We start from the raw sequence: 14,307 nt of genomic DNA, 5'->3' as shown, positions 1-14,307 counted from the left end.
GTACGTTCACAGGAGTTCCCCTTGCTCATGGCCGCCACCGCCAACACGGGCGACACCGCCTGGCTCCTGGCGAGCACCGCGATGGTGCTGCTGATGACACCCGGCCTGGCCTTCTTCTACGGCGGCATGGTCCGCACCCAGCACGTGCTGGTGATGCTCAAGATGAGCTTCGTCTGCCTGGCCCTGGTGACCGTGCTGTGGCTGGCGGTCGGCTACACCCTCGCCTTCGGCCCCGACCTCGGCGCGGGCCTGCTCGGCAACCTCGACCACGCCTTCCTGCGCGGCGTCACCATGACCGACCTGCACGGCAGCGTCCCCACGCTGCTGTTCTCCTGCTTCCAGATGTCGTTCGCCATCATCACCGTCGCGCTGATCAGCGGTTCCATCGCGGGCCGCGCCACCATGCGCGGCTGGCTGGTCTTCGTGGCCGCCTGGACCCTGCTGGTCTACGTACCGCTGGCGCACTGGGTGTTCGCCCCCGACGGCTGGGTGTCCGCGCATCTGAGGGCGCTGGACTTCGCGGGCGGCCTCGTCGTCGAACTCAACTCCGGCGCGGCGGGCCTGGCCGCGGCCATCGTGCTGCGCAAGCGCAAGGACTTCGAGCGCCAGCCGGTGCGCCCGCACAATCTGCCGCTGGTCGTGATCGGCCTGGCCCTGCTGTGGTTCGGCTGGTTCGGCTTCAACGCGGGATCCGCGCTGCACGTGGCGGGCGCCGCGCCCACCGCCTTCCTCAACACCCAACTCGCCGCCTGCGCGGCCATGATCGGCTGGCCGCTGATCGAGAAGTGGCGGCTGGGCAGCGTGGACATGCTCGGCGTCACCTCCGCGGCCGTCGCGGGCATGGTCGCCATCACGCCGTCCTGCGGTGAGGTGTCGCCGCTGGGCGCGGTGTGCATCGGCTTCGCCGCGGGTGTGGTGTGCGCCTTCGCCATCAACCTCAAGTTCAAGATCGGCGTGGACGACACCCTGGACGTGGTCGGCGTGCACGGCTGGGGCGGCATCGTCGGCACGGTGTCCATCGGCCTGTTCGCCACCTCCGCGATGAGCGGGCGCGAGGGCCTGTTCTACGGCGGCGGTCTCGATCTGCTCTGGCGCCAGATCGTCGCCGTGCTGGCCTGCGGCTCGTTCTCCTTCGTCGTCACCTGGCTCATCGCCCAGGCCGTCAACCGCACGGTCGGCTTCCGTACCGAGGCGGAGTACGAGGACGTGCCGGGCCGGGACGAGGAGATCGCGTACGACAACGCGACGCTGGACGAGGTCAGGGCCCGGCTGGACGAGCCGCGCCACCCGGCGCGGGTGGGTGCCCCGGCGGCCCCGGACGACGACATGGCCCGCGTCAACAAGATCCTCGACGTCCTGGAACGACGCGAGCGCGACCGATGACCGCGCCCGCGTACCCCTCCGCAGCCGTACTCGTACCCGAATCAGCGGCCACGCCCGGCCGTCCGTGTGAGGACCTGTCATGAACCAGCACTTCGACTCCGGCAACACCGCCTGGCTGATGATGGCCACGGCCATGGTCCTGCTGATGGCCCCGGGACTCGCCTTCTTCTACGGCGGCATGGTCAGGACCAGTCAGATCATCGCCATGCTCAAGATGTGCTTCGCCTGCGTCGCCGTCGTCACGCTGATCTGGTGGGCGGTCGGCTACTCGCTCGCCTTCGGCCCCGACGCCGAGGGGCTGGGCATGATCGGCACCCTCGACCACGCCTTCCTGCGCGGCATCTCCCTCAACAGCGCGACCGGTGACGTGCCCACCGTGATCCACTCCGTCTTCCACATGAGCTTCGCCATCGTCACCGTGGCCCTGATCAGCGGATCGGTGGCCGGGCGCGCCACGATGCGCGGCTGGACGGCCTTCGTCTGCGCCTGGACGCTGCTGGTGTACGTGCCCATGGCGCACTGGGTGTTCGACAGCGACGGCTGGGTCGCCAAGGAGGTCGGCGCCGTCGACTTCTCCGGCGGCACCGTGGTCGAACTCAGCTCGGGCGCCGCGGGTCTCGCCCTGGCCATCGTCGCGGGCAAGCGCGAGGACTTCGAGCGCCAGCCGATCCGTCCGCACAATCTGCCGCTGGTCGTGATCGGCCTGGCCCTGATGTGGTTCGGCTGGTTCGGCTTCAACGCCGGTTCCTATCTGAACGGGCCCGCCAGCACCACCATGGCGTTCGTGAACACCCAGTTCGCGGCGGGCGCGGCCATGATCGGCTGGGCCGCGACCAGCTACTGGCACAACCGGCGCGTCACCCTGCTCGACATCTCCATGGGCGCGGTCACCGGCCTGGTGTCCATGACGCCGCTGGCCGCCGGGGTCAGCCCGGTATGGGCCACCGTCATCGGCTTCCTCGCCGGGCTGACCTGCGCCTTCGCGGTGAGCTGGAAGTACCGGCTCGGCGTGGACGACACCTTGGACGTCGTCGGCATCCACGGCTGGGGCGGCCTGTTCGGCATGCTGATGGCCGGCCTGGCCGCGACCGGCGCGGTCACCGGCAAGAAGGGCCTGTTCTACGGTGGCTCGTGGGGGCTGCTCGGCGACCAGCTCGTCGCCGTCCTCGTCCTGGGACTGTTCTCCTTCACCATGACCGCCGTCATCGGCAAGGTCGTCGACAAGACCGTCGGGCTGCGCCAGCCCGGCGGCATCGTGGAGCACGAGCAGGCGTACGACACGGACGTCGCCAGCCAACTCCAGGACGTCACCGACACGTTGCGCGGTCCCGCCGCCCCGACGGACGACAACGACCCCAGTCATCTCATCGCCCAACTGCGCACTCTGCTCGCCTCCCACGAGCGGAACTGACCTTCGTACGGACCGCCGCGCGGGGGGCCGGACCCGAGGCATCGCATTGGATGCGTCACAAACGCGGCGGTCGCCCGCAAACGGACGGGTCCGGGCCCGCCACGACGGCGGACCCGGACCCGGAGGACCGTGTACGGCTCAGCCCGCGCGGACGATGTTCTCCGCCTGCGGACCCTTCTGGCCCTGGGTGACGTCGAAGGTGACGGGCTCGCCTTCGGTCAGCTCCCGGTATCCGTTGCCCTGGATGTTGGAGTAGTGGGCGAAGACATCGGGGCCTCCGCCTTCCTGGGCGATGAACCCGAAGCCCTTCTCGGAGTTGAACCACTTCACCGTGCCGTTGGCCATGCGTGTGAGTCCTCTACGTCTGTGGTCTGCACCGGTCGCGGAACCTGGTGGATCCGCGGCCTGTGGACGCCCGCCTACGGGCACCCGCAGCCGTACGTACCCCATCGCGGCGCGCCGCATGCACGCCGATCGCGCGGATGACCGCGGAGGGCGAACATGCGCCGCGCCGCGGCCGGAAACCGGCCCTCGACCGACCCGTCATCCGGAGCAACACTGACCCGTCCGGGGGTGGGCGGTCGCACCGGCCGGGCACGCTCGTGGGATGCTGGGGCGGGATCCGATCTTGACGAGGGAACGCGGCGGCACGATGAGAACGGCACGGAGGATCCGCCACAGGGTCTGGGACCGCTACTCGGCCTCCGACCCCGGCCTGCTGCGGCTGATGGCGGGACTGCGGACGGTCGGCTCGATCGGTCTCGCCCTGCTGATCCTGTCCCTGCTGCACATCTCCGTGACCCATATGGTCGCGGGCGCCATGGCCGCCATGGTCTCCACCTTCGCCATCCGCGAGAAGCGGGTACGCGACCAGGCCGTCACCCTCGCCCTCGGGCTGCCCACCGCCTTCGCCTCGGTGTCGCTCGGCGCACTGCTCAACCCGCACATCGTCATCGGCGACCTCGCCTTCATCCTGCTGATCTTCGGCGCCGCCTACGCCCGCCGCTTCGGCGAACGCGGCACCGCGCTCGGCATGATCGGCTTCCAGATCTACTTCCTCTCCCTATTCGTCCACGCCACCGGCGCCGGCCTGCCGTCGCTCTACCTCTCGCTGGCCGTCGCCTTCGCGTGCAGCGCCGTCATGCGCTTCGCGCTCGTCCCCGAGACCCCGGAACGCACCCTGGGGCGGCTGCGCCAGGCGTTCCGGGCCAGAACCGCCCAGCTCGTCGCCACCCAGATCGACCTCCTCGAAGCCGACTCCGACCGGCTGGAGAGCGTCATCGGCGACCTGCGCAAGGACGTCGCCCGGCTGCACGAGGCCGCCCTGATGATCCAGAGCGCGCTGGAGGTGGGCACCGACGACGAGGCCACCGCCGCCCTGCTGCAACGCCGGGTCGCGGACGCCGAGATCGCCGTCGAACGCCTCGGCCTGCTGTTGCTCACCGCCCGCAGCGCCGAACGCGCCGACACCCTGACGCTCCACCTGCCGAACGCGCCGCTGCCCGCACCCGCGCGCCGCACCGACGACGAGGACGACGCGCTGCGCAAGTTGCGCGCCGAGCTGCGGGCGCTGCACCTGCTGGTGACCCGGCTCGGCACCGACGACCCCGGCACCGCCGTCACCCAGGTGCGCAACCGCCTGCTGGCCTACCGCGACGACGAGAATCTGCCGCGCGCCTCGCTCGCCGTCCAGGACGCCTTCCGCGGCATCGGCGAGGCCGCGCGCGCCGTCCTCGGCCTGCGGCTGGCGCTCGACGGGCCGGGCGACGAGTCCGACGACACACCCGAGACGATCCGCTCCCGCGAGGAGTTCGAGGCCGAGGACCTGGCGCTGGCGGGGGAGGGCGAGAGCGAGCAGGACCGTACCGGCCTCAAGCGCCGCACGACCCGCGCCGCCGTCCAGGTCTCCGCGGGGTCCGCGCTGGCCATCCTCGGCGGCGAGTTCCTGTCCACGCAGCGCTGGTACTGGGCGGTCCTGACCTGCTGGGTGGTCTTCCTCAACACCTCCTCGACCGGCGAGATCCTGGTCAAGGGCTACCGGCGGCTGATCGGCACGGTGTGCGGCGTGGTGGCCGGTGTGCTGCTCGCCGGGGCCGTCGGCAACCACACCTGGACGGCGTTCACCCTCGTCCTGGTGCTGATCTTCGCGATGTTCTTCACCGCCCCGGTGTCGTACGCGCTGATGTCGTTCTTCGTCACCGCGATGCTCGGCCTGCTCTACAGCCTGCTGCACACGTACAGCGTCTCGGTGCTCGTACTGCGCATCGAGGAGACCGCGCTCGGCGCCGCCTGCGGGGTCATCGCGGCCGTGCTGATCTTCCCGGTCCACACCGATCTGCGCACCGACGAGCAACTGGTCACCGTCCTGGCCAAGCTCCGCGACGTGGCCACCGCCGCCGTCGCCCAGCTCAGCGGCGGCCCGGCCGTCGACCTGCTGGACCTGGCCCGCGAACTGGACACCGCGCTGGACGACCTGCGCCGCTCCACCCACCCGCTGACCCACCCGATCACCCCGCTGCGGGGCCGCAGGCGCACCGCCCGCTATCTGGTCGCCCTGCTGGAGACCTGCGCCTACCACGCGCGCTCGCTCGCGGCGACCGCCGAACTGGTCCCGTACAGCAAGAGCATCGCCGCCGACCCCCGGCTGACGGCCGTCGGCGTACGCCTGGAGCACAACCTCGACGTGCTCATCGCCCATGTGGAGGAGATCAAGGACGACAAGGGCGGGAAGGGCAGGGCCAAGGACGGTACGACGGCAGCGGACGGGACGGCGCAGGGCGCGATCCGGACCGAGCCCAGCATCGCCTCCATGCTGGAGGGCTCCGGCTCCGCCGTACCGCGCTCGGGCTCCGTCACCTTCCGCGTGCTGCGCCACCTCCAGCGGCTGGACGAGGGCGTGGCGGGCCTGGCCCGGCCGCTCGGCGTCACGGTCGAGACGCCGGCCGGCAGGACCGGCAGCCGCCGGGCGGCCTGAATCGGTCGCGCGTGAGCCTTGGCAGCCAGGGCCCGGTGGTACGGGGCTCACGCTCCCGCACCACCGGGCCTCGGCGCCGCCGCGGTCAGTTCAGGGCGAACTTCTGCGCGGCCGTGCCGTTGCAGTCGTGGATCCGAAGGCGGGCGCCGTTGGCCGTGGCGCCGTCCGGGGAGTCCAGGCAGCGCCCGGACCGCGGATTGAGCAGCGATCCGTCGGACCGCTGGACCCACACCTGGCCGCCCACCGCGGTGTCGCAGTCGTACAGCTCCACCAACGAGTCCTGCGCGGTGCCGTTGCCCGCGATGTCCAGGCAGCGGCCGAGCGTGGTGAGCCGGTTCGTGGACGTGTGCACCCAGTGCTGGTCGCGGGCGTAGGACTGGCAGTCCCACAACTGCGCCGCGGACAGATTGCCGCCGATGTCGTCGCCCGTGATGTCCAGGCACTTCGCGCCGGGCCCGGCGATCATCGATCCGCCGTTGACGGTGAAGACCTGGGCGGCCGTGCCGTTGCAGTCGTGGATCTGGAGGCGGGTGCCGTTCGCGGTCGCGCCGTCGGTGGCGTCCAGGCAGCGGCCGGACTGCGGGTTGAACAGCGAGCCGTCGGCCCGCTGCACCCACTTCTGCCCGCCGACCCCGTTGCAGTCCCAGAGTTCGACCTGCGTGTTGTTCGCGGTGCCGTTGCCGTTGATGTCCAGGCAGCGGCCCAGCGTCCGCAGCGAACTGTCGGGCTCGTGCACCCAGTGCTGATCTGCGGCGCCGCTCTGGCAGTCCCAGAGCTGGACGGCGGCGCCCTTGCTCGCGACGTCGTCCCCGGTCACGTCCACGCACTTCCCGCCGGGCGCGGCGACCGTCGCGGGAGCGACCCCGGCCGTGTCGCCCGCGTAGCCGGCCGCCACGACGTTCGCCTGTACGGCGTTGTCCGCCGCGTCGGTGGGATAGCCGGAGGTCATGACGCCCTCGAAGAACGACCCGACCGCGCGGTTGCTGTTGTCGCCGCCGGTGCCGAGCACGATGGAGCCCTCCTGCCTCATCGGCGCGTAGCCCGGTGGCAGCGCGCCGTTCCACCAGGTCGTGAGCCCGCCGGACTGCGAATTCCCGCCCTTGAGAGCGAAGGACGTCTGGCCGTTGTTCTTCAGCACGGCCGTGACGAAGGGGCTCGCATTGCCGCCGTTGACGCTGTGGGCGTTGGTGTCCGCCTGGAAGATGCCGTTCTCCAGGTCGGCCTGCACCCACGGACCGTCGCCGGAACAGGGGCTGCACGCGCGGGCCAACGACATGTTGAGCGCGTCCATGTGACCGGCGCCGGTGTCGTTCGGGACCGCCTCGACGTTGCCGAAGTCGAAGCAGCAGTCGCGGTTGACATGGGTGCCGCTGGTCACCATGTACATCCCCTCGGCCTGCCCGTTGACGGCGACACCCGAACCGACGCCATGGCGGTACCCGACGCCCGGCGGCACATAGACGCCGTAGACGGAGTGCCCCGCCACCGTGACGTGCAGCGCGTTCGCCAGGGCGCCGACATCGGCGGCCCCGGCGGTGCCCGAACCCTCGATGGTCAGGTCGTTGTGGCGCGGCGACTGGTCGTAGATCTTGGTGATGACGCACACCGCGCCGTTGCAGAAGGCGTTCTGCGCACCGGCGTTCGCGTAGCCGCCGGTCCCGGTCGGCCCGATGTCGAGGGCGGCGTCGTCCCGCACGCGGGTGACCTGGTACAGGCCGCCGTTGTACGAGCCGTACAGCGCCCTGACCGTACTGAAGGCGCCCACGCAGGGGGTGCCCGCGTTGCCGTAGATGTCGCACGGCTGGTTCGCGGCGGCGTGCGCGGGACCGGTGACGCCGACCAGCAGGCCGAGGGTCAGGGTCAAGGTCGCGCCCAGGGCGAGCAGGACGCCGCGTGAGCGCCTCAACAGGTGGCGTGCGGATGGTCGGTGGTCGCGAGCGGTCGTCGTCGAAGCGGTCATCGTCGACCTTTCTCCGTGGGGGGATGGCACGGAACACGGTGAGAGATGCGAACTGCTCATACGATTCAGCGACTTCGAAGCTAGAGGCGTCTCGTAGTGCCCGTCAACCCTCGGAACCTGCGGTCATAAGCCCGGACAATCTTGTCCCGAAGGCTTGACGAGCGGTTCGGCGTGACTTAGCGTCCGAGGCGCTGAATCGTTAGAGCAACCCTTGGCGCACCACATCCGGCCGGTATCTTCCCGACGGTGGTTGCCTGCTTCAGGCGGTGGCTTCTTGCTGAGAGGGGTGCCATATGGCGTCGGCGGACAAGCGCGCCACCGTCACGCTCAAGGACGTCGCGACGGCGGTCGGGATCTCGCAGAGCGCCGCCTCGATGGCGCTGTCGAACCATCCGCGGATCAGCGAGACGACCAAGGAGGCGGTACGGGCCGCCTCGGCCAAGCTCGGCTACGTCCCGAACTCCGCGGGGCGGGCGCTGCGGGCGGGCCGTTCGACCTCCATCGCGGTCGTCGTGCCCAACACCGGCCAGCACGTCTTCGGCCACCCCTACTTCATGCACCTGCTGGTGGGGGTGACCGCGGAGGCCAACACCCGCGACGCCGCGCTCATGGTGTCGACCAACCCCGACGAGACCCACGGCGTCGCGGCGTACGAGCGGGTGCTGCGCTCGCAGGCCGCGTCAGGTGCGATCGTCGCCTCGGCCTCGATCAGCGACCCCAACGTCAACCGCATGGTGGACTCCGCGCTGCCGGTGGTCCTCATCGGGCGGTTCGTCCACCTGCCGCACGCGGTGAGCGTCGGGGTGGACGAGATCGCGGGCGCCGCGGCCATCACCCGCCACCTGGTGGAGGACCACGGGCTGACCCGTATCGCCCACATCAGCGGACCGCTCAACCACCAGACCGCGGTGGACCGTTACGAGGGCTTCCGCACCGCGCTCGCCGATTCGGGACGGCCCTGCACCCACACCCTGGCCGTCGGCGACTTCAGCGAGGAATCCGGCAGGCTCGCCGCACGGCAGGTGCTGGACAGCATGTCCGACGTCCAGGCGATCTTCGCCGCCAACGACGAGATGGCCTACGGCGCGATGCTGGAGATCCGCTCCCGCGGGCTGCGCATACCGCAGGACATCGCGCTCGCCGGATACGACGACTTCGGCGTCTCCCGGCTCACCACGCCGGGGATCACCACCGTCCACGTCCCCGCCGAATCGCTCGGCCAGAAGGCCGCGGCCATCCTCTTCGACCTGGTGGACGGGACCGCACCCGACCCGGTCCACACCGTGCTGCCGTTCGACCTCGTGATCCGGGAGTCCTGCGGAAGCCACCCCGGCTGAGCGACCGCCCCGCCCAGCCACCGGCGACGGCCGAAGGCCAACGCCGTACCCAACAACCCTGCCCGGACGGGCGGGCCGTACCCAACACCCGCGCCCGGATGGGCGGTTCACGCCCAGGACCGGCGGTACGCGCCCGGTGACGGGTGGTTCACACCCGCACGCGGCTGACGCACGCCCGCGGACGGGTGATTGACGCCCGGAGACGGGCGGTGCGCGCCCCCGGACGGGCGGTGCGCAGAAGGAGACAGCCACATCGACCCTCCGACCCCGCAGCGACGGGGCACCGAACGGAATGGAACGATCGGTATGTACGTCAGATTCGGGAGAACGGCCGCGGCACTCGCCGCCGCCACCACGGTCTCACTCCTCCTCGCCGGCTGCGGCGACAACGGCGCGGGCGGCGGTACCTCCGGCGGCGTGGTCAAGCTGACCATGCTCACCGGTTTCACCGGCCCCGACGCCCCCTCGTACCAGGCGCTGATCAAGGAGTTCAACGCCGGCCACCCCAAGATCCAGGTCACGATGACGGCCGAACCCTGGGCCACCATCGGTCAGAAGCTGCCCGCCTCCTGGGCCACCGGCCAGGGCCCCGACCTGGCGACCCCCAGCTCCGACCCGGGCGCGATCTTCACCTACATCAAGACCAACTCGGTGCTGCCGCTCGACCCCGCGGTCGGCGCCGGCACCGGACAGATCGACTCCGCCGCCTTCCCCGCCGCCGTGAAGTCCGCCTTCACCGTCGACGGCAAGCTCTACGCGGTACCCGCCAACATGGCCACGCTCGTGCTCTATTACAACAAGGCGATGTTCGCCGCCGCGGGCATCAGCCGGCCGCCCGCCACCGAGGACGAGTTCATCGCCGACGCCAAGAAGCTCACCAAGGGATCGGGCGGCAAGCCCAGCCAGTACGGCCTCTCGCTCGCCGACAACAACACGATCCAGATGTGGCCGATCCTCCAGTGGATGAGCGGCGGCGACATCGTCGGCCCCGACAACTGCGCCGTCGTCAACAGCCCCGCCAGCGTCCAGGCGCTGACCCGCTGGAGCCGCCTGGTCAGCCAGGACCACATCAGCCCGGTCGGCCAGGCGGGCGCGGACGCCGACACGCTGTTCTCCGCCAAGAAGGCCGCGATGGAGATCAACGGCCCGTGGGCCGCCGCGGGCTTCACGTCCGCGGGCGTCGACCTCGGCATCGCCCAGGTCCCGGTCGGCTCCGCGGGCCCGGTGACACTGGCCTCGACGGTCCCGCTGATGATCGCCCGCACCTCCAAGCACCAGGCCGAGGCCAAGGAATTCCTCGCCTGGTACACCGGCAAGGCAGCCCAGACGCAGTTCTCGAAGGTCTCCGGCTTCCCGCCCGCCCGCACCGACCTCGGCGGCGCCGTCAACGGCGATCCCACCGTCGCGCAGTTCGCCGCCGCGCTGCCGCACGCCAAGCTCTACCTCGCGGGCCAGCCGAACTCGACCCGCATCGACAGCGACGTCTACGTCCCGCTGATCCAGAAGATCGAACGCGGCGCCGACGTCCAGTCCGCCGCCGACTCGGCCGCCAAGGCGATCAATTCGCTCACCGGCTGCAAGAAGTAGCCCTCATGTCGAGCACACCCTTCCCCTCCGCAGGGAAGCCCGCACCCGTACGGCGGCGCAGGCCCCGTATCAACAGCGCCTATCTGTTCATCCTGCCGAGCGTCCTGCTCATCGGGGTGTTCATCGCGGAGCCGATCGTCCAGTCCGGCTGGATGAGCCTGCACGACTGGACCGTCGGCGAGGCCCACCACAAATTCGTGGGTCTCGACAACTACACGGCGCTCTACCACGATTCGCGGTTCTGGAACGCGCTGCGCGTCACGGTGATCTACACCGCCGCTGTCTCCGTCGGACAAGTGCTGATCGCGCTGGCCATCGCCTCCCGGCTGCGCAGGACGACCTGGTATTCGGCGCTGCTGCGCACCGCGTATTTCTTCCCTTTCATCGCCTCGCTCGTGGTGAGCGGAATCGTCTGGAAATTCCTGCTCGACCCGCAGGTCGGCCTGGTCGACGCCTGGCTCTCCGGAATCGGCGTCACGCCTCCCGAATGGCTGCAATCCACCTCGCTGGCGCTGCCCACCGTCATTGTCGTGGGCATCTGGAAGAACGTCGGATTCACCATGATCGTGCTGCTCGCCGGTATGCAGCAGATCCCGCCCGACCTGTACGAGGCGGCGGCGCTCGACGGCGCGGGCGCGTGGCAGCGATTCCGCCATGTGACCCTGCCCGCGCTGCGCCCGGCACTGCTGTTCACCACGCTGATCGCCACGGTCACCGGGCTGCAACTGTTCGACCTGGTCTTTTCCATGACCAGCGGCGGCCCGATCTTCCACACGGAATCCGTCGTGATGTACCTGTACCAGAAGGGTTTCGTGGAATTCCAGATGGGCTACGCCAGCGCCGTCGCCTGGATTCTCTTCGTGATCATCCTGGCGATCTCCGCACTCCAACTGCGTCTGTCGAGGTTCCGCGATGCCGACTGACACACTCCGGCCGCGCCCCGCCAAGGGCGGCGCGAGCCCGTACGGGAACGGCCCCCGGCCGACCGGGCCGGTACGCCTGTGGCCCGCGGCCAAGGTCGCCGTCCGGTACGGCGCCAGGTGCGGCACGGTCCTGTCCTGGGCGGCCGTCACCGTCGGCGCGGTCGCGATGATCATCCCGTTCGTCTGGATGCTCGGCGTCGCCTTCAGGACCAACGCCGACCTGTACGCCGACCCCGCCCGGCTGATCCCGCGGGACTGGACCCTGCACGGCGTCCGCGCGGTGCTCGGCCAACTCCCGTTCGGCAAGCTCGTGCTCAACACGTTCGTCTTCGCGGGCGGCACGACCGTGCTCCTGCTGCTGTTCGACTCGATGACCGCGTTCGCGCTGGCCAGGCTGCGCTTCCGGGGCAAGAACGTGGTGTTCCTGCTGATCCTGGCCACGCTGATGGTGCCTTTCCAGGTCACCCTCGTACCGGTCTTCCTGACCCTGTTCCACCTCGGCTGGCTCAATTCGTACCAGGGCCTGATCATTCCCCGCGCGACCAGCGCGCTGGGCATCTTCCTGCTCCGCCAGTTCTTCATGCAGTTGCCGCGCGAACTGGACGACGCGGCCAGGATCGACGGGGCCAACGACTTCACGGTCTACTGGCGGATCATCCTGCCCAACGCCAAACCGGCCCTCGCCTCGCTGTTCATCATCCAGTTCGCCGCGCTGTGGAACGACTTCCTGTGGCCGCTGGTCGTGACGAACAACGTCGACATGCAGACGCTGCCCGCGGCCCTGACGCTGTTCTCCAGTCAGTCGGGTGTGGACCACGCCGCGCTCATGGCGGGCGCCGCGATCTCCCTGAGTCCCCTGGCCATCGCCTTCCTCGTCCTCCAGCGCTTCTTCGTGCAGGGCGTCGCGACCACGGGAATCAAATAGCGCCGCCCGGCCGATTCCCCGCCGCCTTTCCGCGCCCGCGGCCGCCCCGCCATCCCCCCGCCACGCCGTACTGCTCCTTCCGCCCGCCCTTTTCCGCCATGCCCATTTCGCTGAGACATCACAGAGAAACCGGAGACCGGAGTGCTCACCTGCACCGCGACCATCGACCCCGCCTTCGTCATCGCCCCGGTTCCGCCGCGCCTGTTCGGCTCCTTCGTCGAACACATGGGCCGCTGCGTCTACGGAGGCATATACGAACCCGGCCACCCCGAGTCGGACGCCGACGGCCTGCGGCTCGACGTCATCAAGCTCACCCGTGAACTCGGCGTGAGCGCCGTCCGCTACCCCGGCGGCAACTTCGTGTCCGGCTACCGCTGGGAGGACGGCGTCGGCCCCCGCGACGAGCGCCAGGTCGCCCTCGACCTGGCCTGGCGCTCGCTCGAACCCAACACCTTCGGGCTCAACGAGTTCATGGCCTGGGCCAGACAGACCGACGTCGAACCGATCATGGCCGTCAACCTCGGCACCCGCGGCGTCGAGGACGCCTGCAATCTGCTCGAATACGCCAACTTCCCCGGCGGCACCCGCTACTCCGACCTGCGCATCGCCCACGGCGTCCGCGAACCGCACCGCGTCAAGACCTGGTGCCTGGGCAACGAGATGGACGGCCCCTGGCAGGTCGGCCAGAAGACCGGCACCGAGTACGGCCGCCTGGCCGCCGAGACCGGGAAGGCCATGCGCCGGATCGACCCGTCCGTCGAACTCGTCGCCTGCGGCAGCTCCAACGAACGGATGCCGACCTTCGGCTCCTGGGAGGCCGACGTCCTGGACGAGGCGTACGACGTGGTCGACTACATCTCGCTGCACGCGTACTTCGAGCAGCACGGCGACGACCGCGTGGGCTTCCTCGCCTCCGCGCAGGTCATGGACACCTTCATCGAGGGGGTCGTCGCCACCTGCGACCACATCGCCGCCAAGAAGCGCTCCCGCCGCAAGCTCCAGCTCTCCTTCGACGAGTGGAATCTCTGGTACGAGAGCCGGTTCGAGGGCCAGGACAATCTCGAATGGGCCCGGGCGCCCCGGCTGATCGAGGACGAGTACACCGTTGAGGACGCCGTCGTCCTCGGCAACCTCCTGATGAGCCTGCTCCGGCACAGCGACCGGGTGACCATCGCCTGCCTCGCGCAGCTCGTCAACGTCATCGCGCCCATCCGCACCGAACCCGACACCGGGGCGTGGCGGCAGACCATCTTCTACCCCTTCGCCCTCACCGCCCGGCACGCCCGCGGCGAGGTCCTGCGCGTCGAGCCGGACTCACCCGTCCTGCACTCCACGACGCTCGGAGACGTCGCCGCCGTCGACGTCACCGCCACCCGCGACCCCGAGACCGGCGAGACGACGATCTTCGCCGTCAACCGGGACGACACCCAGGCGGCCACCTTGCGGCTGCGGATGGCCGGCGCCGAGCACGACGTGGTCGAACACGTCGTCCTCGGCGGCCAGGACCTGCTCGCCACGAATTCCAGGACGGCCCCCGGCCGCGTCGAGCCGCGCTCCAGCACCCGGCACTTCGTGGACGCCAACGGTCTGTCCGCCGAGCTTCCGCCGGTCTCCTGGACGATGATCCGGACGGCGCCGATCACGAGCTGATCCACCGGACCCCCTGCCTCCTGCCCCGCGCCGCCCGTACCCCGGAGCCGTTTCGACCCGTAGGCCGGATATGCCGCACGCGGGGGGGGAGGGGGGGGGGGGGGGGGGGGGGGGGGGGGGGGGGGGGGGGGGGGGGGGGGGCGCGGGGGCGACAGGG

10 protein-coding genes are annotated in these 14,307 nt (G+C 70.2%); 8 read left to right on the top strand and 2 right to left on the bottom strand.

Going from position 1 to position 14,307, the window contains the following annotated elements; genetic code table 11:
* Positions 1 to 27 precede the first annotated feature (27 nt).
* A complete protein-coding gene (locus tag ACZ37P_RS33710; protein WP_355349709.1) occupies positions 28 to 1,383 on the top strand; it encodes an ammonium transporter in 1,356 nt (451 codons plus the stop codon).
* A gap of 79 nt (positions 1,384 to 1,462) precedes the next feature.
* Complete coding sequence (locus ACZ37P_RS33705; protein ID WP_401314455.1) at positions 1,463 to 2,794, top strand: ammonium transporter; 1,332 nt, start codon at positions 1,463 to 1,465, stop codon at positions 2,792 to 2,794.
* A 138-nt stretch (positions 2,795 to 2,932) separates the two neighbouring features.
* On the opposite strand, the gene ACZ37P_RS33700 is transcribed toward ACZ37P_RS33705, so the two are convergent.
* Positions 2,933 to 3,139, bottom strand: a complete 207-nt coding sequence (locus ACZ37P_RS33700) for a cold-shock protein (RefSeq protein ID WP_188280047.1) — start codon at positions 3,137 to 3,139, stop codon at positions 2,933 to 2,935.
* Positions 3,140 to 3,446: 307 nt separating this feature from the next.
* Between ACZ37P_RS33700 and ACZ37P_RS33695 the strand changes: the two genes are divergently transcribed.
* Entirely contained in the window at positions 3,447 to 5,768 is a 2,322-nt protein-coding gene (locus ACZ37P_RS33695) for an FUSC family protein (protein ID WP_467350207.1), read from the top strand.
* 85 nt (positions 5,769 to 5,853) lie between these two features.
* On the opposite strand, the gene ACZ37P_RS33690 is transcribed toward ACZ37P_RS33695, so the two are convergent.
* Positions 5,854 to 7,728 (bottom strand): arabinofuranosidase catalytic domain-containing protein, encoded by a 1,875-nt coding sequence (locus ACZ37P_RS33690; RefSeq protein ID WP_467350205.1) that lies wholly within the window; start codon positions 7,726 to 7,728, stop codon positions 5,854 to 5,856.
* 293 nt (positions 7,729 to 8,021) lie between these two features.
* Here ACZ37P_RS33690 and ACZ37P_RS33685 point away from each other — a divergent pair, with 293 nt between their 5' ends.
* The 5 genes from ACZ37P_RS33685 (at position 8,022) to arfA (ending at position 14,150) form a co-directional block, all read left to right on the top strand.
* Positions 8,022 to 9,065 (top strand): LacI family DNA-binding transcriptional regulator, encoded by a 1,044-nt coding sequence (locus tag ACZ37P_RS33685; RefSeq protein ID WP_355349695.1) that lies wholly within the window; start codon positions 8,022 to 8,024, stop codon positions 9,063 to 9,065.
* Positions 9,066 to 9,371: 306 nt separating this feature from the next.
* Positions 9,372 to 10,652, top strand: a complete 1,281-nt coding sequence (locus ACZ37P_RS33680) for an ABC transporter substrate-binding protein (protein ID WP_355349692.1) — start codon at positions 9,372 to 9,374, stop codon at positions 10,650 to 10,652.
* Positions 10,653 to 10,657: 5 nt separating this feature from the next.
* Positions 10,658 to 11,575 carry a carbohydrate ABC transporter permease gene (locus tag ACZ37P_RS33675; RefSeq protein WP_355349689.1) on the top strand — a complete coding sequence of 306 codons (918 nt, stop codon included), beginning with the start codon at positions 10,658 to 10,660 and terminating at the stop codon, positions 11,573 to 11,575.
* Positions 11,565 to 12,500, top strand: a complete 936-nt coding sequence (locus ACZ37P_RS33670) for a carbohydrate ABC transporter permease (protein WP_391164217.1) — start codon at positions 11,565 to 11,567, stop codon at positions 12,498 to 12,500. The genes ACZ37P_RS33675 and ACZ37P_RS33670 overlap by 11 nt, the downstream gene beginning before the upstream one ends.
* 141 nt (positions 12,501 to 12,641) lie before the next feature.
* The gene (arfA, locus tag ACZ37P_RS33665; RefSeq protein WP_467350202.1) at positions 12,642 to 14,150 is read left to right on the top strand and encodes an arabinosylfuranosidase ArfA; all 1,509 of its coding nucleotides are present in this window, start codon (positions 12,642 to 12,644) and stop codon (positions 14,148 to 14,150) included.
* Positions 14,151 to 14,307: the final 157 nt, after the last annotated feature.

This window comes from Streptomyces sp. NPDC024632 (genome assembly GCF_055559175.1).
This window is presented reverse-complemented; position numbering and strand designations above follow the sequence as displayed.

Excerpts from the sequence above, each read along its gene's own strand:
- ACZ37P_RS33710 (WP_355349709.1), top strand. The coding sequence starts at position 28 with ATGGCCGCCACCGCCAACACGGGCGACACCGCCTGGCTCCTGGCGAGC.
- ACZ37P_RS33705 (WP_401314455.1), top strand. The coding sequence starts at position 1,463 with ATGAACCAGCACTTCGACTCCGGCAACACCGCCTGGCTGATGATGGCC.
- ACZ37P_RS33700 (WP_188280047.1), bottom strand. The coding sequence starts at position 3,139 with ATGGCCAACGGCACGGTGAAGTGGTTCAACTCCGAGAAGGGCTTCGGG.
- ACZ37P_RS33695 (WP_467350207.1), top strand. The coding sequence starts at position 3,447 with ATGAGAACGGCACGGAGGATCCGCCACAGGGTCTGGGACCGCTACTCG.
- ACZ37P_RS33690 (WP_467350205.1), bottom strand. The coding sequence starts at position 7,728 with ATGACCGCTTCGACGACGACCGCTCGCGACCACCGACCATCCGCACGC.
- ACZ37P_RS33685 (WP_355349695.1), top strand. The coding sequence starts at position 8,022 with ATGGCGTCGGCGGACAAGCGCGCCACCGTCACGCTCAAGGACGTCGCG.
- ACZ37P_RS33680 (WP_355349692.1), top strand. The coding sequence starts at position 9,372 with ATGTACGTCAGATTCGGGAGAACGGCCGCGGCACTCGCCGCCGCCACC.
- ACZ37P_RS33675 (WP_355349689.1), top strand. The coding sequence starts at position 10,658 with ATGTCGAGCACACCCTTCCCCTCCGCAGGGAAGCCCGCACCCGTACGG.
- ACZ37P_RS33670 (WP_391164217.1), top strand. The coding sequence starts at position 11,565 with ATGCCGACTGACACACTCCGGCCGCGCCCCGCCAAGGGCGGCGCGAGC.